Origin of the sequence: Streptomyces sp. NPDC047000, assembly GCF_040644295.1 — a bacterium.
In the GTDB taxonomy this organism is placed as follows: domain Bacteria; phylum Actinomycetota; class Actinomycetes; order Streptomycetales; family Streptomycetaceae; genus Streptomyces.
In genome coordinates this window covers 766,296-788,436 of record NZ_JBEYWE010000001.1, presented here as the reverse complement: position 1 = coordinate 788,436, position 22,141 = coordinate 766,296, and the positions used below count along the sequence as shown (strand labels likewise).

General features: G+C 72.7%; 19 protein-coding genes, 1 tRNA gene, 2 pseudogenes and 1 riboswitch. Of the genes and pseudogenes, 3 read left to right on the top strand and 19 right to left on the bottom strand.

Features of this window, described 5'->3' with window-relative positions; translation table 11 throughout:
• Nucleotide 1 precedes the first annotated feature (1 nt).
• The 4 genes from ABZ862_RS03210 to ABZ862_RS03195 form a co-directional block, all read right to left on the bottom strand.
• Complete coding sequence (locus tag ABZ862_RS03210; RefSeq protein ID WP_360951280.1) at nucleotides 2-394, bottom strand: hypothetical protein; 393 nt, start codon at nucleotides 392-394, stop codon at nucleotides 2-4.
• Nucleotides 395-435: 41 nt separating this feature from the next.
• Nucleotides 436-1,602, bottom strand: a complete 1,167-nt coding sequence (locus ABZ862_RS03205; protein ID WP_360951277.1) for a hypothetical protein — start codon at nucleotides 1,600-1,602, stop codon at nucleotides 436-438.
• A gap of 110 nt (nucleotides 1,603-1,712) precedes the next feature.
• Complete coding sequence (locus ABZ862_RS03200; protein ID WP_360951274.1) at nucleotides 1,713-2,537, bottom strand: hypothetical protein; 825 nt, start codon at nucleotides 2,535-2,537, stop codon at nucleotides 1,713-1,715.
• A 469-nt stretch (nucleotides 2,538-3,006) separates the two neighbouring features.
• Nucleotides 3,007-3,080: transfer RNA gene (locus tag ABZ862_RS03195), tRNA-Pro, on the bottom strand.
• Between the two features lie 144 nt (nucleotides 3,081-3,224).
• Between ABZ862_RS03195 and ABZ862_RS03190 the strand changes: the two genes are divergently transcribed.
• Nucleotides 3,225-3,932, top strand: coding sequence for a transketolase (locus tag ABZ862_RS03190; RefSeq protein WP_360951271.1), 708 nt, complete (start codon nucleotides 3,225-3,227; stop codon nucleotides 3,930-3,932).
• A gap of 57 nt (nucleotides 3,933-3,989) precedes the next feature.
• Nucleotides 3,990-4,907, top strand: a complete 918-nt coding sequence (locus tag ABZ862_RS03185; RefSeq protein ID WP_360951268.1) for a transketolase C-terminal domain-containing protein — start codon at nucleotides 3,990-3,992, stop codon at nucleotides 4,905-4,907.
• Nucleotides 4,908-4,930: 23 nt separating this feature from the next.
• Here the strand turns inward: ABZ862_RS03185 and ABZ862_RS03180 are convergent, their stop codons facing one another.
• The 10 genes from ABZ862_RS03180 to ABZ862_RS03135 form a co-directional block, all read right to left on the bottom strand.
• Complete coding sequence (locus tag ABZ862_RS03180; RefSeq protein WP_360951265.1) at nucleotides 4,931-5,290, bottom strand: MmcQ/YjbR family DNA-binding protein; 360 nt, start codon at nucleotides 5,288-5,290, stop codon at nucleotides 4,931-4,933.
• Between the two features lie 57 nt (nucleotides 5,291-5,347).
• Nucleotides 5,348-5,923 (bottom strand): GAF domain-containing protein, encoded by a 576-nt coding sequence (locus ABZ862_RS03175; protein ID WP_360951262.1) that lies wholly within the window; start codon nucleotides 5,921-5,923, stop codon nucleotides 5,348-5,350.
• A 50-nt stretch (nucleotides 5,924-5,973) separates the two neighbouring features.
• On the bottom strand, nucleotides 5,974-6,606 hold the full coding sequence (locus ABZ862_RS03170; protein ID WP_360951259.1) for an ATP/GTP-binding protein: 633 nt from the start codon (nucleotides 6,604-6,606) through the stop codon (nucleotides 5,974-5,976).
• Nucleotides 6,584-6,955, bottom strand: a complete 372-nt coding sequence (locus ABZ862_RS03165) for a DUF742 domain-containing protein (RefSeq protein WP_360951446.1) — start codon at nucleotides 6,953-6,955, stop codon at nucleotides 6,584-6,586. Before ABZ862_RS03165 ends, ABZ862_RS03170 begins: the two co-directional genes overlap by 23 nt.
• Nucleotides 6,956-6,957: 2 nt before the next feature.
• Nucleotides 6,958-7,404: a roadblock/LC7 domain-containing protein gene (locus tag ABZ862_RS03160; RefSeq protein WP_360951256.1), complete on the bottom strand. Its 447-nt coding sequence runs from the start codon at nucleotides 7,402-7,404 to the stop codon at nucleotides 6,958-6,960.
• Nucleotides 7,405-7,502: 98 nt separating this feature from the next.
• Nucleotides 7,503-9,779 (bottom strand): ATP-binding protein, encoded by a 2,277-nt coding sequence (locus ABZ862_RS03155; protein WP_360951253.1) that lies wholly within the window; start codon nucleotides 9,777-9,779, stop codon nucleotides 7,503-7,505.
• 350 nt (nucleotides 9,780-10,129) lie between these two features.
• Nucleotides 10,130-11,434 carry an MBL fold metallo-hydrolase gene (locus ABZ862_RS03150; protein WP_360951250.1) on the bottom strand — a complete coding sequence of 435 codons (1,305 nt, stop codon included), beginning with the start codon at nucleotides 11,432-11,434 and terminating at the stop codon, nucleotides 10,130-10,132.
• Nucleotides 11,435-11,729: 295 nt separating this feature from the next.
• Nucleotides 11,730-12,515, bottom strand: a complete 786-nt coding sequence (locus ABZ862_RS03145; RefSeq protein WP_360951443.1) for an SGNH/GDSL hydrolase family protein — start codon at nucleotides 12,513-12,515, stop codon at nucleotides 11,730-11,732.
• 323 nt (nucleotides 12,516-12,838) lie between these two features.
• Nucleotides 12,839-13,774 (bottom strand): LysM peptidoglycan-binding domain-containing M23 family metallopeptidase, encoded by a 936-nt coding sequence (locus ABZ862_RS03140; RefSeq protein ID WP_360951247.1) that lies wholly within the window; start codon nucleotides 13,772-13,774, stop codon nucleotides 12,839-12,841.
• Between the two features lie 4 nt (nucleotides 13,775-13,778).
• Nucleotides 13,779-13,941, bottom strand: a riboswitch (cyclic di-AMP (ydaO/yuaA leader).
• A gap of 359 nt (nucleotides 13,942-14,300) precedes the next feature.
• Nucleotides 14,301-16,382 (bottom strand): alpha-galactosidase, encoded by a 2,082-nt coding sequence (locus ABZ862_RS03135; RefSeq protein WP_360951240.1) that lies wholly within the window; start codon nucleotides 16,380-16,382, stop codon nucleotides 14,301-14,303.
• A gap of 277 nt (nucleotides 16,383-16,659) precedes the next feature.
• On the opposite strand from ABZ862_RS03135, the gene ABZ862_RS03130 reads away from it, so the two are divergent.
• Nucleotides 16,660-17,451: a tyrosine-protein phosphatase gene (locus tag ABZ862_RS03130; protein ID WP_360951237.1), complete on the top strand. Its 792-nt coding sequence runs from the start codon at nucleotides 16,660-16,662 to the stop codon at nucleotides 17,449-17,451.
• A 38-nt stretch (nucleotides 17,452-17,489) separates the two neighbouring features.
• Here the strand turns inward: ABZ862_RS03130 and ABZ862_RS03125 are convergent, their stop codons facing one another.
• The 5 genes and pseudogenes from ABZ862_RS03125 to ABZ862_RS03105 form a co-directional block, all read right to left on the bottom strand.
• Nucleotides 17,490-17,609, bottom strand: coding sequence for a DUF6126 family protein (locus ABZ862_RS03125; RefSeq protein WP_360951234.1), 120 nt, complete (start codon nucleotides 17,607-17,609; stop codon nucleotides 17,490-17,492).
• Nucleotides 17,606-18,238 (bottom strand): XRE family transcriptional regulator, encoded by a 633-nt coding sequence (locus ABZ862_RS03120; protein ID WP_360951231.1) that lies wholly within the window; start codon nucleotides 18,236-18,238, stop codon nucleotides 17,606-17,608. Before ABZ862_RS03120 ends, ABZ862_RS03125 begins: the two co-directional genes overlap by 4 nt.
• A 173-nt stretch (nucleotides 18,239-18,411) precedes the next feature.
• Nucleotides 18,412-19,797, bottom strand: a complete 1,386-nt coding sequence (locus tag ABZ862_RS03115; protein WP_360951228.1) for an aspartate aminotransferase family protein — start codon at nucleotides 19,795-19,797, stop codon at nucleotides 18,412-18,414.
• Nucleotides 19,798-20,027: 230 nt separating this feature from the next.
• Nucleotides 20,028-21,896, bottom strand: a pseudogene (gene dxs / locus ABZ862_RS03110) (1-deoxy-D-xylulose-5-phosphate synthase); the annotation flags it as partial.
• A 104-nt stretch (nucleotides 21,897-22,000) separates the two neighbouring features.
• Nucleotides 22,001-22,141, bottom strand: a pseudogene (locus ABZ862_RS03105) (4-hydroxy-3-methylbut-2-en-1-yl diphosphate synthase); the annotation flags it as partial.

Sequence of the window (22,141 nt, the reverse complement as noted above, 5' to 3'; positions counted from 1 at the left end):
GTTACGCCTCGACCCCGACGGAGAGCGCGAGGCAGGTGAAGCTCGCCTGCGGGACGCCGTCGATCACCACGTTGCTGGGGTTCGCCGACGTGACGACGCAGCGGGCGAACCTCATCGAGTTGAAGGCCCAGTCCGTACCCTTCTTCTCGGCCACGATGATCTGGAACTCGGTTCCCTCCGTGGCCAGTTGGGTCAGGTCGGCGACCGCGGTCGCGACCGCCGGCACGCCCATGGTGAACGTGAACGTCGCGGGCTGGCGGACGAACCCGACGTTGTCCGCCTCGACGCTGTGCAGCACGGTGTGCGGCACGTTGAAGGTCGGGGTGAACGTCGAGATGGGGGTGATGGTGGAGTCCCCGAGTTTCACTTCGAGGCGGGTGTTCCAGTCGGCCATCAGGTGTGCCTTCCTAGTGGGATGTGGCTGGTCGAAGTTCCCTACTCGAACTTCAGGTCGATGGAGATCCGGTGCACGGCGCCCGCGTACTCGACGGCGGCCAGCACCTGCACGAGGCGTTGCACCTCGGCGGTGTGGATCCGGCTCGCCTCGTCGGTGGTGAGCGTGGCCGGGTCCTTGTCCAGGAGGGCGAGGACGGGGACGACGATCTCGAAACTGTTGAGGACGCCGGCGTCCGCGAAGGGGCTGAGCACTGCCTCCATCTGGGCGACCAGGGCGCGCAGCCCGGACCTGCTGATCCGCACGTTCCCGATCGATCCGATGAGCTGTGCCTTGAGCAGGAAGGACAGGTGGTCGATGAAGCGGCAGACGTCGATGTACTTCTTGGGGCTGCCGGGGTTGCCGGTGTAGCCCTCGCCCATGTAGACGCCGTTGCCGGGGATGAGCGCCGGACTTGTCAGCCAGTTGACACCGGCTCCCGTCGGGCCCGATCCGGAGACCTCCGTCGGTCCGTTCAAGGTGTCGATGTCGGTGGGGTTGAACGGCGGGCTCTCGATGTTCACCTGCTTCAGCAGCAGCGACACGAAGGGTTCGTAGCCCGCGATGGTGCCGGTCACGGCCACCGCCGCGTCCTCTTCGCTGTTGTGCGCGATGTAGACCATCCGTTCGTTGGACAGGATCACCTTCGGGTCCGTGCTGCCCTTGGGCAGCATCGCGACACCCATGCGCTCCATCCCGTCGGCACCTGTTTCGGACACCGAGGTGACGTGGGCGGAGAGCAGGCCTATGGGTCCGTCGGGGGTCTTCGAGGTGGCGTCGATCGGGGTGTTGGCGAGGACGACGAGCTGGACGTTCAGGCCGGCGACGACTGAAAGCGCGCCCTTCCAGTCCGGCGCGGTGGCGTCGACCGGGACGCCGTAGACGAGAGTCGGGCCGGGGCTCTGTCGGAAGACCAGCGTGAGTGCCTTGCCGAGTTCTCCCGGGAAGGTCTCCTCCGCCTTGTCCGGGCTGGTGAACGCCACCGGCGTGGGCGGCACAGCCGCTGCCGCGTCCGCGGCCGCCGACTTCTTGGCCGACGCCGAGGCCGACGCGGGCGGGGTGGGGGCCGGGGCGGTCACACGGCCCACGATCGCGATCGTGCCGAACGCGCGGACGGCCGGTGCGAACAGGTTGACGGTCGGGTCAACCCGGATATACCGAACGGGCATCAGGGTTCTCCTCCATGGCGGGGCCGGTCAGGCCGAATCGGTGGCGGATAGGGGTGAGCCGGGTCCCGGGCCGGTCGGCCCGCTCCTCGGTCGCTGTCATGACGGCTTCCTCACGAGGCCGGCAGGAAGAGGCTGACGACGCCTTCGGCGGCACAGACCCGTTCGACATCCGCCGCGGCGAGCCCGTCGGGCAGGCCGTCGGAGGCGATGACCAGGGCCGTCGCACAGGCCTCGGTGGCCTCGGCCGGGAGCCCGGCGGGGACCGGGCCGGTCAGGGGCCGGGCCGCCTCCCGTACGAGCCGGGTGGCGCGCAGCCCGCCGGCGAGGTCGAACGGGTCGACGACCACGGCCGCCAGGGTGACCGGCAGGGTGTGCGTGTTCGCCGGGTCGTCGGGATCGAAGGGGGGCGGTGTGCGCAGCTGTATCTCAGCGACCACGTAGCGGAAGGCGTCCTTCAGCTCCTCCACCGTGCTGATCCCGTGCTCGGTGAGGAAGGCGTCGAGATCGAAGAAGGTGAACCTCGCCCGGAACTCGTCGAAGGTGGCGAAGTCGTCGAACGCCCGGGCCACCACCGATTCCGCGCCGGCCGGGTCGATCTCGGCGACCAGCGTGACGTCGATGGTGGCGCGCAGGTCGATCCAGACCGGCCGGGTGGGCTCGGGCACGGTCAGGGTCAGTTCCGTACGTGTGTAGGACGGTACGAGTTGCGACCATGCCCCGTCCTGGCGGCCGGTCGGGAACAGCGGCCGTTGCAGGGCGATCTCCCCCACCCGTGCGTCGGTGATCGTATCGAGCCGGACGGCCGACAGGTCGTAGACCGAGGCCAGCATGGTGCGGACCCGCTGGTCACCCGAACCGTCGGTGGGCGACAGCAACGCCCCCAGAGCGACAGGGTCACTCAGTGCCAACAGCGCCCGGTCCCCGAATGCCGACATGATTCCCCCGCTGGTAGTCCGGTCCCGGCGGGTCGTCCAGGCCCGTCCGGCGATGGCTACGTTGGCAAGAGGGCCGTTACGGAGGCGTCACCGCGGCGTCAGCGAGGGGTCCGGATGGCCACCGGGCGAGCAGCCGTCGAGAAGCCGACCGGGCATCGGGGGTACCGCCTCGGAGCTGCTCCCGGCCGGCCTCTCTCCGTCGGCTTGACCACGGTGTCGATACGGCGGCCGGCCGGGACGGTGGTATGCGTCGAAGGTGCCGTACTGCTTGTGTTCGACCGGGGTGTCGGTCGCTTCATCGCGGCGGTGGACCGTGCCGTCGCCGCGCGCCCCGCGTTCCCTTCCCCGACGGCTGTCCTCACTCGCCGGCACCGATCAAGGACCGCTGGTCCCCGACCGGTCCCCGAGAACGATCGAGGGCGGTCTCGGATTTCTCCGAAACCGCCCCTTCACCTGCGACTCCATCGAGTCGGGACGACAGGATTTGAACCTGCGACCCCTTGACCCCCAGTCAAGTGCGCTACCAAGCTGCGCCACGTCCCGGTGCCGTTTGACCTGGGGTTTCCCTGGTCACAACGTGCAAGGAAACCATACCGCACTCGGCTTGGTGATCGCGCATCCGTTGATGCCGCGGTCCGGATGCGCGGTGTTGACCTCAAGTCCGGTCGAGGTTGCACGATCGGTGGTATGACGATCACCGAGGGGCAGGGACGGACGTACGGTCACGCGGAGCTGTCCGGGCTGATGAGCCTGATGACCGGCGACGAGAAGCACGGGCCCGCCGCGACGTCCACGCTCGATGTGCTGTGGGTGCTCCACGACCGGGTGCTGCGGGTCGGGCCGGGGAGCACGGAGGATCCGGAGCGGGACCGGTTCCTGCTGAGCAAGGGGCACGGGCCGATGGCGTACTACGCCGTACTGGCCGCCAAGGGCTTCGTCCCGGTCCGGTGGCTGCCCGGGTTCGGGGCGTACGACTCGCCGCTCGGGTATCACCCCGACCGGGTGCTCGTGCCGGGGGTGGAGATCTCCAGCGGCTCGCTGGGGCACGGGCTGCCGATCGCCGTCGGCGAGGTGCTGGGGCTGCGCGCCCAGGGGCTGACCGGGCCGGCGGTGTGGGTGCTGCTCGGGGACGCGGAGCTGGACGAGGGCAGCAATCACGAGGCGATCGCCTTCGCGGGGGCGACGGGTCTGGAGCGGCTGCACGCCGTCGTCGTCGACAACGCCTCCGCCAGTCACCGGCTGCCCGGCGGGATCGCGGCGCGTTTCGAGGTCGCCGGGTGGTCCGCCGTCAGCGTGGACGGGCGGGACCACGAGGCGCTGTACGGCGCCTTCACCGCGCCGCATCCGGGACGGCCGCATGTCGTCGTGGCCCGGGTCGAGGACAAGAACTCCTGACGTGATCTGTCGTCCCCGTACGTCTCCTGCCCGTTCTCACAGAAAGGCCCGGCCTTCATGGACACCATGCGGGACCGCTTCGTTCCCGTTCTCTCCCGGCTGCTGGACGAGGATCCGCGTGTCGCGCTGGTCCTCGCCGAGATCGGCGCGGCCGCCTTCGAGGACACGGCACTACGGCACCCCGACCGGGTGATCAACGTCGGCATCCGGGAGCAGCTGATGCTCGGCGTCGGGGCGGGGCTCGCGCTCACCGGACTGCGGCCGGTGATCCACACCTTCGCCTCCTTCCTCGTCGAGCGGCCCTTCGAGCAGGTCAAACTGGACCTCGGGCACCAGGGCGCGGGAGCGGTACTGGTGAGTGCCGGGGCCTCCTTCGACGTGTCCTCGGGCGGCTTCACCCATATGGCGCCGGGCGACATCGCGCTGCTCGACACCCTGGACGGCTGGACGGTCCATGTGCCGGGCCATCCCGACGAGGCGGAGGCGCTGCTGCGGCACGCGGTCGGGGCGGGCGACGACAAGGTGTACGTCCGGCTGTCCGTGCGGTCCAACACGGCCGCCGTGCCCGTCGACGGGAGCCGGCTGCGCACCCTCCGGGAGGGGCGCTCGGGTGTCGTCGTCGCGGTGGGGCCCGTACTGGACGCGGTGCTCGCCGGCACGGAGGGGCTCGACGTCACCGTGCTGTACGCGACGACCGTGCGGCCCTTCGACGCGGCGGCGCTGCGGCACGCCGTCGCGGCGGCGGGCACGGATGTCGTGCTGGTCGAGCCGTATCTCGCGGGCACCTCCGCGGGCGCCGTGACCGAGGCGCTCGCAGAGGTGCCCCACCGGGTGCTGGGGCTCGGCGTCGGCCGCCGTGAGCTGCGGCGCTACGGCAGTCCCGAGGAGCATGCCGCGGCGCACGGACTGGACGCGGGCGCCCTGCGGGAGCGGATCGGGGCGTTCCTCGCGGGGCGGGCCGTCGTCACGGGCTGACGGGCGCGGCACGGGGCCGGGGCTCACTCCCCCGGCGGCGCGCCCAGCGCCGGGTGGGTCTCCAGCAGGCCGGGCGGGGCGGCCTGGCGCCAGGAGTCGGCGAGGATGTCACGCAGCTCGGTCTCGTCGTCCAGCGCGCCGAGTCTGGCCCGCACCCAGGCGAACTGGGCCTCGTGGGAGGCGATCCAGAACTTCTCCGGTTCGGCCAGCACCAGTTCGTCACGCTCCTCCCGGGGGCAGCGCACGGCGAGGGACGTCTCGTCCTCGGGCAGCGTGGCGAACATCTTCCCGGCCACCCGGAACGTGGGCATGTTCCAGGCGGTCTTCTCGGTGGTGTCCGGCAGGGACAGGGCGATACGGCGTACGTCTTCGGCGTCCGGCATGTCACGAACCGTAGCCACCACCACTGACAATCACCCGCGCGGGACGGGGGCGCGAGGTCACAGGGGGAAACCGTCGGCCCCGCGCCGCTCCAGCCGCAGGACGAGTTCCGCGGCCGTCGCCTTGATGGTGTCCAGGCCGCTCCTCCCCCACGCCCGGGGCCGCACGTCGGCCACGCACACCGTGCCCAGCACCATGCCGGTGCTGTCGATCAGCGGCGCGCCGAGGTAGGAGAGGATGCCGTACTCGTCGACGACCGGATTGCCCGCGAAGCGCGGATAGTCGCGCACGTCCTCCAGGACGAGGGCGTGGCGCCGCACCACCACATGGGGGCAGAAGCCGTGGTCGCGCGGCTGTCCGCGGCCCAGCTCGGGGCGGGTGCCGTCGGCCTTCACGGCCGTCCCCGCGTACGGTATGCGCAGCCCGGCGAAGAACTGCTGTTCCTCGTCGATGAAGTTGACCATCGCGTAGGGGGCGCCGCCGAGTTCGGCGAGACGGTCGGCGTAGGCGTCGAGGGCGGGGTCGGCGTGCCGGCCGAGACCGAGTTCGCGCAGTCTGCGGGCGCGTGCGGGGGCCTCACGGTCCTCGGGGGTGAGCAGCAGGCCCCGGGCGGGGCGGGCCGGTTCGTAGCTCATGGGCGGCCTCCGTCGGCGGCGTTCGGGCGGGGTGCGGGAGGTGGGTCGGGTCAGCGGGGCACGCTCTGGCCGCGCGCGGGCGCCGAGGCGTGGGCGATGAGGTGGCGGACGAGGGTGAGCAGGGTCTGGATGCCGGAGCTGGAGATCCGGGCGTCGCAGGACACCACGGGGATGCCGGGGGCGAGGTCGAGCGCGAGGCGCACCTCCTCGGGGTCGTAGCGGAAGGAGCCGTCGAACTCGTTGACGGCGACGATGAATCCGAGGCCGCGCCGCTCGAAGAAGTCGACGGCGGCGAAGCATTCCGCGAGCCGCCGGGTGTCGGCGAGGACGATCGCGCCGAGGGCGCCCGCGGACAGCTCGTCCCACATGAACCAGAAGCGTTCCTGGCCGGGTGTGCCGAACAGGTACAGGACGTGCCGCGGGTCGAGGGTGATGCGGCCGAAGTCCATGGCGACGGTCGTCTCGACCTTGTTCTCGATGCCGTCGAGCCGGTCGGTCCCGGCGCCGGCGGTGGTGAGCAGTTCCTCCGTGCTCAGCGGCGCGATCTCGCTGACGGCGCCGACGAGGGTCGTCTTCCCGACCCCGAAGCCGCCCGCCACCAGGATCTTCAGCGCGGTGGGGAAGGGGTCCGGGGCGTCGTCGTGCTCCGCGCTGCCGTACTCAGAGCTGCCGGCGTAGTCCATCGAGCACTGCCTCCAGTAGGGACCGGTCCGTGGGGTCGTGGTGGTGGGCGGGGGACTTGGCGGCGAGCGTGCCGCAGTCGACCAGGTCCGACAGCAGCACCTTGGTGACCGCCGCCGGGAGCCTGAGATGGGCGGCGACCTCGGCGACCGAGACGGGCGCGGCGCACAGGTCGAGCGCCCGCGTGTACTCGGGGCCGAGACAGCCGAGGGGAGTGGTTCCGGTGGCCAGCACCTGGGACATCAGGTCGAGTGCCACGGTCGGCCGGGTGCGGCCGTTGCTGACGGTGAAGGGCCGCACCAGTCGTCCGGCCGCGTCGTCGAGCCACGGCGGGTCACCGGCGGCCGCCACGTTCAAGGCAGCCTCGTCGCAAGGGGTTCGACGGCGTGCTGCTGCCGGGGGGCGGTCTCCAGACAGGGGCGGACGCTCTTGACGAGCATGGCCATCTCGTAGCCGAGTACGGCGGCGTCGGCGTCGCGGCCCGCGAGCACGGCGAGGCAGGTGCCGGAGCCCGCGGTGGTGACGAACAGCAGCGTCGCGTCGAGTTCCACGACGACCTGGCGCACCTCCCCGCCGTCGCCGAAGCGCACGCCCGCGCTGCGGCCGAGGGAGTAGAGGCCGGAGGCCAGGGCGGCCATGTGGTCGGCGCTGTCGGGGTCGAGGCCGTGGACCGACTTCACCAGACCGTCGCTGGAGAGCAGTACGGCGCTGGTGGTGTGCGGCACCCGCTGGACCAGGCCGGTCATCAGCCAGTCGAGGTCGGAGGTGCGCGCGGTGCCGGTCGGCGCTTCGCTCGCCATGGTGGATCGACTCCTTGGGGTACGAAGGTCTGCGGGAGCGGTGAGGGTGGTGCGGGTGGCCGGGGTGGTGGGGGCCGGGGCGGGAACGCCGGTCGTGGTCATCCGGCGGGCTCGTTCCCGTCGTGCCCGGTGGGAGGTTCGGCGCGGGCGGCGCGCGCCGCGGTCAGGTCGAGGAGGGCCGACGAGGTGGTGGCGGTGACGGCGGCGGTCTCCCCGTGGGCCGGGGCCTGGGCCTGGGGCGCCGGGGTCCGGGGCGGGCGCTCGGCGGGGGCGGTCCGGCGCGTCTCCTGGGTCTCGGCGAGGCTGATGCCCCGCCGGAAGGCCGCCATCAGGCCGGGGTCGTGGCCGACGTGCTCGTCGTACCGGCGGGGCGCGGGACCGCCGCGCAGCTGCGGTACGAGGTTCTCCTGGTCGCGGCGCCGGGGCAGCCGGGGCCGGTCCGTGGCGGCGGCCGCGGCGGCGGTACGCGGGGCGGGCGGGGCGCCGGTACGCGGGACGGGCGGGGCGCCGAGGTGCTCGGCGACGGCCTGCCGTTCCCCGGCCCGGATCCCGGGCCGTGCCTCGGCGGGATTGGGCCGCTCCTCATGACTGCCCCGCACGGGCAGCGGCGCCGGGAAGTCCCCGGACCTGTCCGCGTCGGACCGCGGTCCGCACCGCTCGCCGGGACGGTCCGCACCGGACGACACCCCGGACGGATCACCGGCTCCGGCCGCGCCGGGCAGCGGCACGGGCACCCCAGGCACCCCGGGCGGCTCACCGGACCGGCCACCGGCCCCGGCCGCGCCGGGCTGCGGCACGGGCCGCTCCCCGTGGCCGCCCCGCGCGGGCAGCGCCACGGGTTCGCCGGGCCGGGCGGCCCCGGACCGCGGCGAGGTGTGCTCGCCGGCCCGGTCCGTGCCGGGTTGCGGGGAGGGGGACGCGGCGGCGGGTCCGGCCGCCGACTGCCTGGGCAGGGAAGGGGGTTGGGGCAGGGCGGGGGGCCGGGCCGGGGACTGCCGGGGTACGGCGGCCGGTTCCGGGGCGGTCTGGCGGGGCAGTGCCGCCGTCTCCCCCGGTCCGGCGGTGGGACCGGCGGTGTGGGGCAGCTGCGGCACGGTCCCGGCGACGTACGGAAGCCGGGGCTGTGCCTCGGCGGCGGGCGGCAGCCAGGGCCCGGCGTCGGCGGCGGGCGCCGGGCCGAGCAGCCCGGCCGGTACGACCAGCACCGCCTGCACACCGCCGTAGATGTTGGTCTGGAGCCGGACGAGGATGCCGTGCCGCCGGGCCAACTGGGAGACCACGAAGAGCCCGATGCGCCCGTCGGCCAGCAGGCCCGCGACGTTGACCTGGTCGGGGTGGGCCAGCAGGGCGTTCATCCGCTGCTGCTCGCCGAGCGGCATGCCGAGGCCGCGGTCCTCCACCTCGACCGCGAGTCCGGAGGTGACGAGGCTGGCGCGCAGCAGCACCTGGGTGTGCGGCGCGGAGAACACCGTGGCGTTCTCGACGAGTTCGGCGAGCAGATGGATGACGTCGGCGACGGCGTGTCCGCGCAGCTCCCCTTCGACGGGCGGCACGAGCCTCACCCGGTGGTACTGCTCGACCTCGGCGATGGCGGAGCGCAGCACCTCGGTCATGGGGACCGGGTTGCTCCACTGGCGGCGGGAGACGGCGCCGCCGAGGACGGCGAGGTTCTCGGAGTGACGGCGGATACGGGTGGCGAGGTGGTCGACGTGGAAGAGGCCCTTGAGGAGATCGGGGTCCTCGATGTCGTTCTCCAGCTCGTCGAGGATGGAGATCTCGCGGTGCACCAGGGACTGAAGGCGGCGCGCGAGGTTGACGAACACCTCCAGCTTCTGCTCGCTGCTCGTCCGGCTGGAGAGCTGGGCGGCCCGGACGACGGTGGCGACGGCCGCCTCGTGGGCGTGGGCGAGGTCGGCGGCGAGCAGCTCGAACTCGTCGGCTTCGTCGGGCGGTCCGCTGCGCGCCCGGCGGACGGGCGGGCCCTCGCCGCGGCGCAGTCCCTCCACGAGGGCCTTCAGATCGGCCTCGCCGCGGGCGGTGTTGCGGCGCAGGGCGCCGATGCGCTCGCTGACGGACGCGGCGGCGCGCCCCGCGGCGACGGCGGCGATCAGTACGGCCGCGAGGGCCACGGAGAGGGCGCCGGCGAGGACGGCCCACAGGGCGGGGCCGTGGTGGGCGCCGCCGGAGCGGACGGTGAACAGGACGGCCGCGCAGCCGCAGAGGGCCACCGCGACGGGCGGCAGCACGGCGAGGCGCAGCAGCTGTGGCCGTATCCGGGTGTCGGGCAGCGCGGGGGCGGTGCGGTTGACCGGCCGCCCGTGCCGTCCTCCCTCGCGGCGGTCTGCGCGTGGGGCCGGTGCACGGAGGTGAGACATCTGCGTCCTCGTTGCGTCCTCGTACGGGGTCCGTCGGGCCTTTCGGGTGGGTGCGGCGCGCACGCGAGACAGGCGTGCGCCGTCACGGCACCGGTCGAGTGCGTCACTCGACGGACACTCACAGTAGTCGCCAACGCATCACATGCGGCGCACAGTTGGCAAAGTCCCGCGCCGCTCGTCCCCCTCTGGTATGAGGCCCCGTACGCACGACCGACGCCATCGCCCGAACCCGCGAAACCAACCGATCAGAAGACGATCCGACCTGGTCACGACCGGTCGGAGACGCAAGACGAGGGCCGGGGAGCTGATCGCTCCCCGGCCCTCGTCCCAGGCTTCTGCGCGGTGCCCGGTCAGCTCGCCCGTACGGCTTCCGGGTCGCCGCTGTCCGTGCTCCCGCCCTCGGGCATGTCACCCGGCGTGTCGGCCGATGTGTCGGCCGGTGTGTCGGCCGCCGTCCGACGGGCGGCGTGACGGACCTCCGACTCGCCCTCGATCTCGGCCACCGCGTGCGGCAGCGCCTGGAGCGCGGGCCAGCCGCCCGCCGGGGCGGCGGAGATCCCGCGCCACCAGGGTTCGGCGGGGACGGAGTCGCCGGTCGGCTCGAACGGCTCGCCGGGCCGCGGCAGGGCGGCGCGCGCGCCGACCGCCGCCGCGGCGCTGACGGTTCCCTCGCCCGGCTCGGCCCAGGGGTGCGGGGCCAGGTTGAAGGTGGCCCAGTGGATCGGCAGCATCACGCCGGACGGCTCGCCGTCCTGGAGGTCGAGGTGGGCGCGCATGCCCTCCTCGGGGGTCATGTGGATGTCGGGCCAGAACTCGCTGTAGGCCCCGATCTGGATCATCGTGGCGTCGAACGGGCCGTGGGCGGCGCCGATGTCCTGGAAGCCCTTGAAGTAGCCGGTGTCCCCGCTGTGGTAGATCCGGTGCTCCTCGCCCGCCACGGCCCAGGAGGCCCACAGGGTGTGCTGGGTGTTGCGCAGGCCCCGGCCGCAGAAGTGCCGGGCCGGGGTGGCGGTCAGGGTGATGCCGCCGACCTCGGTCGCCTCGTGCCAGTCCAGCTCGCGCAGCCGGCCGGCCGACACGCCCCAGTGTTCCAGGTGCTCGCCCACGCCCAGCGGCACGGCGAACACGGTGTCCGTGCCGGCCAGCGCCTTGATCGTGGGCATGTCCAGGTGGTCGTAGTGGTCGTGCGAGATGACGACGACGTCGACCGGTCCGAGCGCGGCCAGCGGGAGCGGCACCGGGTGCAGCCGCTTGGGCCCCGCGAAGGAGAACGGCGAGCAGCGCTGGCCCCAGACCGGGTCGAACAGCACCCGGCGCCCGTCGATCTCGGCAAGCACGCTGGAGTGGCCCATCCAGGTGAGCCTGAGCCCCGTGGCGGGCGGCTTGGCCAGGTCGGCCAGGGTGGTGGGGTGCACCGGGACCGTGCCCCGGGGTGCCCGGCGCGGCCGCAGCTCCCGGTCGAAGTAGATCTTGGCGAAGTCCAGCGTCGAGCCCGAGGGCCGGATCCGGGTGGTGCCCTCGGGGTTCTGGAAGACGCCGTCCTTGAAGTGGGGCGATCTGCGGATCCGCGCCATGCGGTCACCGCTCGGGTCCGCGCCGAAAGCCGCGGGCTGCAGCGAACGGAGCCCGGAGCTCAGGGAACCCAAACCGGTCACAGTGCCTCCTGGTGGCGTCAGTCAGGTTTTCCATTATGGTCGGACCGCCCGGCGGCGCCGGGACTCTCCTGGGCCGCGCCGGGCGGCGCACGACGTACGGGACCCCGGCCGCAGGCCCCGGACCTGCGCGGATGCCCAACCTTGGAGAATTCTTGGACTTCCCTGGGCGCCCACGGCCGTGCCCTGCGGCCTGTCCGCCGGATCATGCCCGGCACCTGCGCGAGGCGGCCCGGCCGCCCAGGGGCGGACCCGGCCGCCGGGCGTGGACCGCCCGGCGGCCGGGCGCGGCAGGGGCCTACGCCACCGCGCGGATCCGCATCTTGATGTCGTCCGGCGACAGCGCGCCCTTCGCCGTCACATGGTCGCCGGAGGACTCACCGCGCAGCCGGCGGCCGATCCAGGGCACCAGGTACTCGCGCGCCCAGTTCACGTTGTCGCGCCGGATCTCCAGCGTGCCGCGCGGCGGCAGCGGGGGCCAGGGCTGCTCCGGGTCGGCGGGGACGTCGTAGCCGAGGAGCTGTCCGGCGCGCAGGGCCACCCGGGTGTGGCCCTCGGCGGACAGGTGCAGCCGGTCGCCGTCCCAGGCCCGGCGGTCCTGGATGGCCCGCAGGGACCACAGGTCGAGCACGGGGAAGCCGTACCGGTCGGCGATCGCCCTGACGTGTCCGTTGTACGTCGCTATCTTGCCCCGCAGCCGCTTGAGCACCGGGATGCCGCGGGTGTCGAAGCCGGTGGTCACCAGGACCGTGCCGGCCACCTCGGCGAGCCGGCCGACCGCCGCCTCGAAGCGCTCGGCCACGTCGTCCGGGTCGGTGCCCGGCCGGATGATGTCGTTGCCGCCCGCACAGAAGGAGACGAGGTCCGGCGCGAGCTCCACGGCCCGCGGGAGCTGGTCCGCCACGACCTGGTCGAGCAGCTTGCCGCGTACGGCGAGGTTGGTGTAGTCGAAGTCGCCCTCGGGCCGCCGGTCGGCGAGGAGTACGGCGAACCGGTCGGCCCATCCGACGAACTGTCCGTCGGGGCCGGGGTCGCCCACTCCCTCGGTGAAGCTGTCCCCCACCGCCACGTACGACCCGATCACTGATCTGCTGTCACTCTTCGAATCGTCTGCCACAAGGGGCCATGATTCACCGGGTGATGTGACCTACGCGACCGTAGGCAAGGCTTGACTAGCGGTGACAAAGGACACTCGTAAAGCGTTGTCCAATTCTGGAATACACGTCCGGCCGGGGGCGTTGACGGCTCGGTCGCCCGCGGTCCGGGGGCTCGCACCGGCGCTCGGGTGCGCGGGCAGGCCGGAGGCCGGACCCGGGGATCGTGGTCCGGCCTCAGGCGGTACGGGGGGACGGGGGCAGGGGGTACGGCGCCGCGTACCCGGCGGACCGGGCGCGGTCGGCTCGGCGGTCAGCCGACGGCGACGCCGTGCGAGCGCAGATAGCTCACCGGGTCCACGTCCGAGCCGTAGTCCGGGGTGGTGCGGATCTCGAAGTGCAGGTGCGGGCCCGTCACATTGCCGGTCGCACCGGAGAGGCCGACCTGCTGACCCGCCGTCACGGACTGCCCGGCCGAGACGGAGAGGCTGGACAGATGGGCGTACTGCGCGTAGTAGCCGTCGGCGAGCCGGAGGACGACCTGGTTGCCGTACGCGCCGCCCCAGCCCGCGGAGACGACGGTGCCCGCGCCCACGGCCTTCAGGGGGGTGCCGGTCCCGACCACGAAGTCGACCCCGGTGTGGTAGCCGCTGGACCACATGCTGCCCGCGACGTGGTACGACGTGCCGACGCCGGCGCCGGAGACCGGCAGCGTGAAGCCGGCGGCGGCGGGGGCCGCGGCCTTCGCGGCGGACGCCGTCCCGGCGGACGAGGACGCCGCCGACGAGGAGGACGGGGAGGACGGGCGCGCAGGCGCGGTCCGCGACCCGGCGGTGCCCGCCGCCGCCTGCCCGCCGAGCGTGAGCTTCAGACCAGGGTGGATCAGCGACGGATCGCCGCCCACCGCCGCGCGGTTGGCCTGGTAGAGGTCGTGCCAGCCGCCCCGCACCTGATGCTCGGCGGCGATCTTCGCGAGGCAGTCGCCGGTGCGGACGGTGTACGTCGTCACCCGCGCGCCCGTCGCGGCGGTCACCGTTCCCGCGCGGTGCACGGTGACCGGCGCGGCCTGAACGGTCTTCACGGAGACGGGCCGGGAGACCGTCTCCGCGGCCGGCTGCGCGGTCGCCGCGTGAGCGCCCGGTGCGCCGATGAGCGGCAGGGCCAGCGCGGCACCGCCGGTTCCGGCGGCGGCTATGGAACGGGTGAGGCGCTGGGCCCTGGGACGGCGGTGCTTACCCTTCGCGGGCATGACGGATTCCTCTCCGGCGCCTGCGAGGTGAGCTGTCGGGTTCGGGCTGGAGCTGCCCGGCCGTGACGGGACGTCACGACTTCACCCCGAGCCTGTTCCGGAGACCGGACCAGGCAGTGGTACCTGTGGGTCCCCCGCTCCTGCCGTGCGTCGGGTGGGTGGTGTGCGGATTCCGGTCGGCGGCAGGATTCGGCGGTCCGTCCGGATGGGTCGTGAACGTAAGCGACCAGGACGCGAAGTAACAAGTCGACGGATATGCCGCCGCGCGATTCACTTGATCCTTTTACCGAATTCCCGGTCACCCTCCGTGCATTCCGCCCGGAATTCCCGCGGCAATTCCCAAGGAAAACCTCATGGATTACGTGAGCATGACGGACGACTCACGGTCACGGATATGAGCCTGCTCACCCGCCCCGCACCATCGCCCCCCATTCCAGGCCGAGTTGGAATGAAGGGCGATGAAGAGCAATGAACGGCAATGAAGGACAACCAAAGCCGCATAGCGGCAACGAAGCGGACAGAAGCCTCAGATTCTCCGCAACCGCACGACCGTCGCGTCCAGGTCACCCTGCAACCCGGTGCGCAGCCCGTGGTGCAGCAGCACCGCACCCGGGTGCACTTCACCCGTTTCGCGGCATTCGTACGACGCCGCCGGGTCGAGCCCGCGCAGCCGCAGCGCGGGGACACGTTCGCCGTAGCGCTGGGCCTGGAGGCAGGCGAGGACGACGGTCTCGTCGCCGAGCGAGTACTGCACCGCGCTCAGTCCGCCCTCCGGCGGACGCAGCCGGTACTGCCCGCCGCGCTGCACCACGGGCCGGATCTCCTTGTAGAGCTCCACCCAGCCGCGCGCCTCGGCGAGTTCCTCCTCGCTCCAGTCGCTGAGGTGACCGCCGACGCCCAGCACGCCGGCCATGGCGCTCACGAACCGGAAACGCAGGCTGCTGGCGCGGTGGTTGAGCTGGATGTTCGGGCTGTCGGTGACCCAGGCGGCCATCACCCGCGCCGGGTGGATCTGGCTGAAGCCGTGCTGGATCTCCAGCCGGTCGAGCGGGTCGGTGTTGTCCGAGGTCCACACCTGGTCGGTGCGGCTCATCACCCCGAGGTCGATCCGGCCGCCGCCGCCCGAACAGGACTCGAAGGCCACGTCCGGATAGGCCGACCGGAGCCGGTCGAGGAGGGTGTAGAAGGAGCGGACATGGTCGACCCACAACCGCTGCGGGTACGGCTCGCCGGGCCAGCCCGCGTCGGTGAAGCAGCGGTTGAAGTCCCACTTCACATAGTCGACGGGAGTGGACGCGAGCAGGTCGTCCAGCTGCTCCCAGAGATATTCCTGGACGTCCTCACGGGCCAGGTTCAGCACCAGCTGGTTGCGGAACTCGGTCCGCCTGCGGCCCGGCTGGAACTGCACCCAGTCGGGGTGCGCGCGGTAGAGGTCGCTGTCCGGGTTGACCATCTCGGGCTCGACCCAGATGCCGAACTGCATACCGAGGGCGTGCACGTAGTCGGCGAGGGGCTTGAGGCCGCCGGGGAAGCGGTCGGGGTTGGGCCGCCAGTCACCGAGTCCGGCGCGGTCCGAGGTGCGCGAGCCGAACCAGCCGTCGTCGACCACGAACAGCTCGACCCCGATCGCGGCGGCCCGCCGGGCGAGCAGGCTCTGCTGCTCCTCGGTGATGTCGAAGTGGGTGGCCTCCCAGGAGTTGAACAGCACCGGCCGGTCCCGCTCGGCGTCCGGGACGACGTACGCCCGCTGGTAGGCGTGCCAGGCGCGGCTGGCCCCGCCGAAGCCCCCGTCGCTCCACAGGCCCGCGAAGACCGGCGTGGTGTACGACTCGCCCGGCTCGAGCAGCAGCAGCCCGGAGTCGTCGTACCCCGCGCCGCCGGTGATCTGGACGCGCGCGTCGGGCAGCTGGGCCACCGCGATGCGCCAGGAACCGGACCAGGCGAGCGCGCAGCCGTAGACCTCGCCGTGCTCCTCGTCGGCGCCGGTGTCGAGCGCGACCCAGGGCAGGTGCTGGTGGCCGGTGTGGCCGCGCCGGCTGCCGATGATTTTGTCCCCGTAGGTGAGGGGCGTACGGGCGAGCCGGGACTCGGCGGCCCAGCGGCCGTGCAGCTGGGACAGCCGCCAGTCCTCCCGTTCGGGCAGGGTCCAGGTGGCCGGGTCGGCGCGCAGCAGTTCCAGCGGCTCGCCGCCCTCGTTGCCGAGGGTCACCCAGCGCTCGACCACGTCGTCGCGCATCCGGTAGTGCAGGGTGATCGCGAGTCCGCCGTCCCGGAAGCGCAGCCGCAGTTCGCCGTCGCCGGACGCGTCGTGCTCATGTCCCTCGAAGTGCCACTCCGTGCCGCGGCGTTCGGCGGTGCGCACCGACAGGGCGGGCCGCACGAAGCGGGCGCCGCCCTCGACGGGGTACTCCTCGCGGCCGTCGAGGCCGGACTCGAAGGGCCGGTACGGCGGGAGCAGCCCGGGGACGAGGGACTCGGCGGCGGCCAGGGAGATTCTGGGGCCCCAGTGCAGATGGAGGAGCACGTCGTCGTCCGTGAGGTGGACGGCGTAGCCGCTCGACGGCCCCGACAGCAGCCATGTACGTCCGTTTCCGGCGATCTCCAGCACCGCGCCTCCACAGTTCCCGACAAGCCCGCTCAGACTCCGACATGATCCATGATCAAGGGCTGCGCGCCGGGAAGCAACGCCTGTGGAAAACATGCGAGAACTCGTTCGCCGCATCCCCGCCCCCCGGCCGCCCCGCGCCTGGCCGCACGCCCCGGAAGCGCTCTCCCCACCCGGGCCTGTGGACAGTCCATTGCCCCGGGAAACCGTGCCGTATCGTCAAAGTCGCATCCGCCGGCGGATCCGCCGAGCACCGGCGGAGCCGATGAGAGGAGCCTCCGTGACGCAGCAGGTCCCGTCGACCGAACCCGAGCTGACCGGTGTGCGCAATTTCCGTGACGTGGGCGGTCTGCCGACCGTGGACGGACGCCGGGTGCGGCAGGGGGTGCTGTTCCGCAGCGGCCATCTCGCGCACGCGACGGACGAGGACGCCGCGTTCCTGGCGTCGCTGGGGCTGCACACGGTCTTCGACTTCCGCAACGACGCCGACCGCAGGCTGGAGGGCCCGGACGTCGACCTGCCCGGGGTGCGGAACGTGAACCTGCCGCTGAGCGACCCGGCGGACGGCGCCGAGTTCTGGAGGATGGTCCGCGACGGCGATCTGGACCAGCTGCGCGCGCTGCTCGGCGAGGGGAAGGCGGCGGCACGGATGATCGCCTCCTACCGGGCGATCGTCACCGAGCGCACCGGCGAGCACGCGCGGGTGCTGGCGGCGCTCGCCGAGGACAGCGTCCCGGCGCTGATGCACTGCGCGGCCGGCAAGGACCGCGCGGGTCTGTCGATAGCGGTCACGCTGCTCGCGCTGGGCGTGGAACGCGAGGCGATCTTCGCCGACTACCTGGAGTCCAACGCCAAGCACCGCCGCTACAAGGTGCGGCGCACCGGCGACTCGGCCTACTCCCCCGAGGTGATGGAGCTGCTCGGCCCGCTGTTCGACGCGCGGGCCGAGTATCTGACGGCGGCTCTGGAGACCGCCGAGGAGACCTGGGGCGGTGTCGACGCCTATCTGGAGCGCGGTCTCGGGGTCACCCCGCCGGTCCGGGAGCGGCTGCGGGACCGGCTGCTCGACTGACGGCCGCCCCGGCGGCGGCGCTCGCTGTTCCCGGTGGGCTACTTGGCGCCCACCGAGAACAGCAGGTAGATGAAGGCCGCGAAGAGGTGGCCGACGGCGATGTAGATGATCAGGCGGATCCACAGGGCACGGGGGAACTTCTCCTCCATGTTGCTCATGGCATCTCTCCGGTGTGGGGGCCCAGGCACAGGGCGGCGGTGGGACTCTGCAGAAGGGTGTGCACGAACAGCAGGTCGACGCCGTCCTGAGCGGCGGCGGCGAGACGGTGCGGGGTGAGCGAGTCGAAGTGCGCGCTGTCGCCCGGGGCGAGCCGGTGCGTGGTGTCGCCCAGCCGCAGCACCAGGTGCCCCCGCAGGACGTACAGCCACTCCTCGCCGGGGTGCACGCGCACCATGTCGCCCTGTGAGCCGTGGGGGACGTGGACACGCAGCGCCTGCATCCCGCGGCCGGGGGCCCCGGCCTGCCAGTAGCTCCAGCCGCCGGCCGAGGTGGGCTCCGCGCCGGCGGAGCGCACCACGGCGTCGCGGTCGGCGACCCGCTCGCCGAGCAGTTCGGAGACCGTCGTACCGTAGATGCGGGCGAGTGCGAGCAGCATCGGGAGCGAGGGCTGGCGCTGTCCGGTCTCCAGTCGGGAGAGGTGGGCGGGCGACAGCCCGGCGGCTCCGGCCGCCGTCTCCAGGGTGAGGGAGGCGCGACGGCGCAGGGCGCGCAGTTGCGGTGCGACGGCGGGCAGGTCGTCGTCGACCGGCCCCGCCGAGCCGTCGGGCTCGGCTTCTGGAGGGCTCATGCCCCCTATTCAGCCGGAAATTTGCCTCTGAGGCAACTTTCTTGCCTCAGAGGCAAACCCGATCTTGGTCCCGGCCTCCCGGGCCGTTCGTCCCCGCTTTCCGGGACCGTTCGACGCGGGCCGCCGGGGTCTTCCGTCCCGGAAGTCCCCGCGCCCCGGCCTCCGGTCCTCGCCTAGCGGTTGGCCACGGCCTGTCGGACGAGTGTCTTGCCGAAGTCCCACATCAGTCCGCCGCCGCTGTGCGCGTCGTCCATGACCTCCGTGAAGGCGGTCACGAACCGGTCCACGTCCGCCTCGTCGACGACCAGTGGCGGGATCAGTTTGATCACCTCCAGATGGTCCCCGGAGACCTGGGTGAGGATCCGGTGGCGCTGGAGCAGCGGGACGACGACCATCTGCGCGAACAGTCCCTTGCGGGCGGTCTGGAGCACGGTCCAGCGGCTGCGCAGCCCCAGCGACTTGGGCCGCCCGAACTCGATGCCGATCATCAGGCCCCGGCCGCGCACGTCGGCGAGGAGTTCGTACCGGTCGGTCAGCGCGGCGAGGCGGGACTTCAGCCGCTCCCCCATGAGCCGCGCGTGGGCGACGGTCTGCTCGTTCTCCATGACGGAGAGCACGGCGAGCCCGGCCGCCATCGCCTGGGCGTTGGAGCCGAAACTCGCGGAGTGGACGAGCACCCGGTCCATCGACGAGTAGACCTTCTTGAAGATCCAGTCCTTGCCGAGGGTGGCGCCGACCGGCACATAGCCGCCGGAGAGGGCCTTGGCCACACAGACCAGGTCGGGTTCCACGCCGTCCTCGTGCTGGTAGGCGTAGAAGTCCCCGGTGCGGCCGAGACCGGTCTGCACCTCGTCGGCGATGAGCAGCGCCTTGTGCCGGTGCAGCAGGTCCTGGGCGGCGCGCAGATAGCCGGGCGGGGCCTCGTGGACGCCCTTGCCCTGGATCGGTTCGACGATCAGCGCGGCGACGTCGCCCTTCTTCAGCTCGCGGGCGAGCGCGTCGAGGTCGCCGAGCGGGATCGCCGTGTCGGGGAGCAGGGGCGCGAAGCCGTCCCGGAAGCCGGACTCGCCGTTGACGGACAGGGCGCCGGTGGTCAGGCCGTGGAAGGCGTGCTCGCAGTAGAGGATCCTGGGCCGTCCGGTGGCGTACCGGGCGAACTTCAGGGCCCCTTCGACGGCCTCGGTGCCGCTGTTGCCGAAGAACACGCGGTCCAGGTGCGGACTGTGCGCGAGGAGTCGTTCGGCGAGCAGACCGGGCAGCGGCTGGCAGTCGAAGCGGGTGAGGTCGGCGAGCTGTGCGTCCAGGACGTCGTGCAGCGCCTTGCGGACCACGGGGTGGTGGCGGCCCAGGCCCATCACCCCGAATCCGGCGAGCATGTCCAGGTAGTCGTTGCCGTCGGCGTCCCAGAAGTGGGCGCCCTCGGCCCGTTCGTAGACCTTGTCGAAGCCGATGGTGTGCAGCATGCGCGGGAGCTGGTGGTTGAGGTACGCGGTGTGCAGCTCGTAGCGCTCGGCTCCGCGTTCGGCGAGGAGGGCGCCGAGGTCGAACTCCTTGGTCATTCGGGTCGCTCCTTGGCTGTGCCGGCCCGGTGCGGGACCGGCCCGGCGGCCCCGTCCTGGTCCGGCGGCGGTACGGCGCGCTCGGCGGCCGGGGCCTCACGGACGGCCGGGGCCTCACGGACGGCCGGGGCCTCATGGACGGCCGGTGTCTCACGGACGGCCGGGGCCTGCCGGGCGGGGTGCCCGGCAAAGGGGTCTGCGGGCTCCTTCGCCGCCCGGGTCCCCCCGGCGTCCCTGACGGCGAGGCAGGCGCTGATCCGGCCGGCGATCTCGACGGGGGTGAGCCCGATGTCGGCGAGCACCTCGTCACGCCTGGCGTGCGCGAGGAACTGCTCCGGGATGCCGAACCGCCGCACCGGGACGTCCACTTCGGCGTCGCCCAGGGCGAGCGCCACGGCGGCGCCGACACCGGCCGAGCGGCTGTTGTCCTCGACGACGGCGACCAGCCGGTGCTCGGCGGCGAGGCCGGGCAGGGCGGGGTCGACGGGTTTGACCCAGCGCGGGTCGGCCACCGTGCAGCCGATGCCGCGGGCCTCCAGCAGCTCGGCCGCCCGGAGGCAGACCGGCGCCATCACGCCGACGGAGACCAGCAGGACGTCCGCCCCGGGCGCGCGGTGCAGCACGTCGATACCGCCGAGGTGCGCCACGGCGGGGATCTCGGGTCCGACGGACTCCTTGGGGAACCTGACCAGGGTGGGCGCGTCGTCGACGGCGACGGCCTCGCGCAGCTGGGCGCGGAGCTGGGCGGCGTCGCGCGGCGCGGCGATCCGGAGGCCGGGCACGACCTGGAGGATCGACATGTCCCACATGCCGTTGTGGGAGGGTCCGTCGGAGCCGGTGACGCCGGCCCGGTCGAGGACGAAGGTGACGCCGCAGCGGTGCAGGGCGACGTCCATCAGCAGCTGGTCGAAGGCACGGTTGAGGAAGGTGGCGTAGACGGCGACGACCGGGTGCAGGCCGCCGGTGGCGAGGCCCGCCGCGGAGACCACGGCGTGCTGTTCGGCGATGCCCACGTCCCACACCCGGCCGGGGAACCGTTCGGCGAACCCGGCCAGGCCCACGGGGTGCAGCATGGCCGCGGTGACGGCGACGACGTCGTCGCGTTCCTCGCCGATGGCGAGCATCTCGTCGCCGAACACCTCGGTCCAGGAGGGGGCGGCGGGGGGTCCGAGCGGCTCGCAGGTGAGCGGGTCCATCGCGCCGACGGTGTGGAAGTGGTCCTCCTCGTGGGCGAGGGCCGGCTCGTAGCCGCGGCCCTTCTCGGTGAGGCAGTGCACGAGGACGGGGCCGTGGAAGCGCTTGGCGCGGCGCAGCGCCGACTCGACCGCCCTGATGTCGTGGCCGTCGATCGGGCCGACGTACTTCAGGCCCAGGTCCTCGAACATGCCCTGGGGTGCGAAGGCGTCCTTGAAGCCCTTCTTGGCGCCGTGCAGGGACTCGTAGAGGGTGGCGCCGACGAGCGGGGTGCGCAGCAGGACGTCCTTGCCCCAGGCGAGCGCCTTCTCGTAGCCGTCGGTGGTGCGCAGGGTGGCGAGGTGGTTGGCGAGGCCGCCGATGGTGGGGGCGTAGGAGCGTTCGTTGTCGTTGACGACGATGATCAGCGGCCGGTCCCTGGCGGCGGCGATGTTGTTGAGCGCCTCCCAGGCCATGCCGCCGGTCAGCGCGCCGTCACCGATCACCGCGACCACGTGGCCGCGCTCTCCCTGCACCTGGCGGGCCTTGGCGAGGCCGTCGGCCCAGCCGAGCGCGGTGGAGGCGTGGCTGTTCTCCACGACGTCGTGCTCGGACTCCTCGCGCGAGGGGTAGCCGGACAGGCCGCCCTTGTGGCGCAGCTTGGAGAAGTCCTGACGGCCGGTCAGCAGCTTGTGCACATAGCTCTGGTGACCGGTGTCCCAGAGGATGTGGTCGGCGGGTGACTCGAACACGCGGTGGAGCGCGATGCTCAGCTCCACCACGCCCAGATTGGGGCCGAGGTGTCCTCCGGTCCTGGTGACCGCATGCACCAGGAACTCCCTTATCTCTTCGGACAGTTCACCGAGTTCCGCCTCGGACAGCGCCTTCAGGTCGCGTGGTCCCCGGATGTTCTCGAGAATGCTCACGCTCGGGCCCCCTCTCGGTCCGTTCAGCTCGCGGTGACGGCGGGTGTTCCGGACCCGGTGCCGTCCTGCTCCGTCTCCGTCCGGTCGGCCGGCTTCCCTGCCGGCACCGGCGCCCGGCCGCCGGCCGGCACGGGCCCGGCGCCGGTGCGCCGTGCCACGCGCCGTCCGGCGCCGGGCCGTTGCGGGGCCCCGGGGACTCCCGGGGCGGCTGCCCGGGAAGCCGTCCGGGGAACCGCCCCCGTCAC

What these genes read in the sequence shown, in the direction of transcription:
- ABZ862_RS03210 (WP_360951280.1), bottom strand. Translation starts at nt 394, where the DNA reads ATGGCCGACTGGAACACCCGCCTCGAAGTGAAACTCGGGGACTCCACC.
- ABZ862_RS03205 (WP_360951277.1), bottom strand. Translation starts at nt 1,602, where the DNA reads ATGCCCGTTCGGTATATCCGGGTTGACCCGACCGTCAACCTGTTCGCA.
- ABZ862_RS03200 (WP_360951274.1), bottom strand. Translation starts at nt 2,537, where the DNA reads ATGTCGGCATTCGGGGACCGGGCGCTGTTGGCACTGAGTGACCCTGTC.
- ABZ862_RS03190 (WP_360951271.1), top strand. Translation starts at nt 3,225, where the DNA reads ATGACGATCACCGAGGGGCAGGGACGGACGTACGGTCACGCGGAGCTG.
- ABZ862_RS03185 (WP_360951268.1), top strand. Translation starts at nt 3,990, where the DNA reads ATGGACACCATGCGGGACCGCTTCGTTCCCGTTCTCTCCCGGCTGCTG.
- ABZ862_RS03180 (WP_360951265.1), bottom strand. Translation starts at nt 5,290, where the DNA reads ATGCCGGACGCCGAAGACGTACGCCGTATCGCCCTGTCCCTGCCGGAC.
- ABZ862_RS03175 (WP_360951262.1), bottom strand. Translation starts at nt 5,923, where the DNA reads ATGAGCTACGAACCGGCCCGCCCCGCCCGGGGCCTGCTGCTCACCCCC.
- ABZ862_RS03170 (WP_360951259.1), bottom strand. Translation starts at nt 6,606, where the DNA reads ATGGACTACGCCGGCAGCTCTGAGTACGGCAGCGCGGAGCACGACGAC.
- ABZ862_RS03160 (WP_360951256.1), bottom strand. Translation starts at nt 7,404, where the DNA reads ATGGCGAGCGAAGCGCCGACCGGCACCGCGCGCACCTCCGACCTCGAC.
- ABZ862_RS03155 (WP_360951253.1), bottom strand. Translation starts at nt 9,779, where the DNA reads ATGTCTCACCTCCGTGCACCGGCCCCACGCGCAGACCGCCGCGAGGGA.
- ABZ862_RS03140 (WP_360951247.1), bottom strand. Translation starts at nt 13,774, where the DNA reads ATGCCCGCGAAGGGTAAGCACCGCCGTCCCAGGGCCCAGCGCCTCACC.
- ABZ862_RS03125 (WP_360951234.1), bottom strand. Translation starts at nt 17,609, where the DNA reads ATGAGCAACATGGAGGAGAAGTTCCCCCGTGCCCTGTGGATCCGCCTG.
- ABZ862_RS03120 (WP_360951231.1), bottom strand. Translation starts at nt 18,238, where the DNA reads ATGAGCCCTCCAGAAGCCGAGCCCGACGGCTCGGCGGGGCCGGTCGAC.
- ABZ862_RS03115 (WP_360951228.1), bottom strand. Translation starts at nt 19,797, where the DNA reads ATGACCAAGGAGTTCGACCTCGGCGCCCTCCTCGCCGAACGCGGAGCC.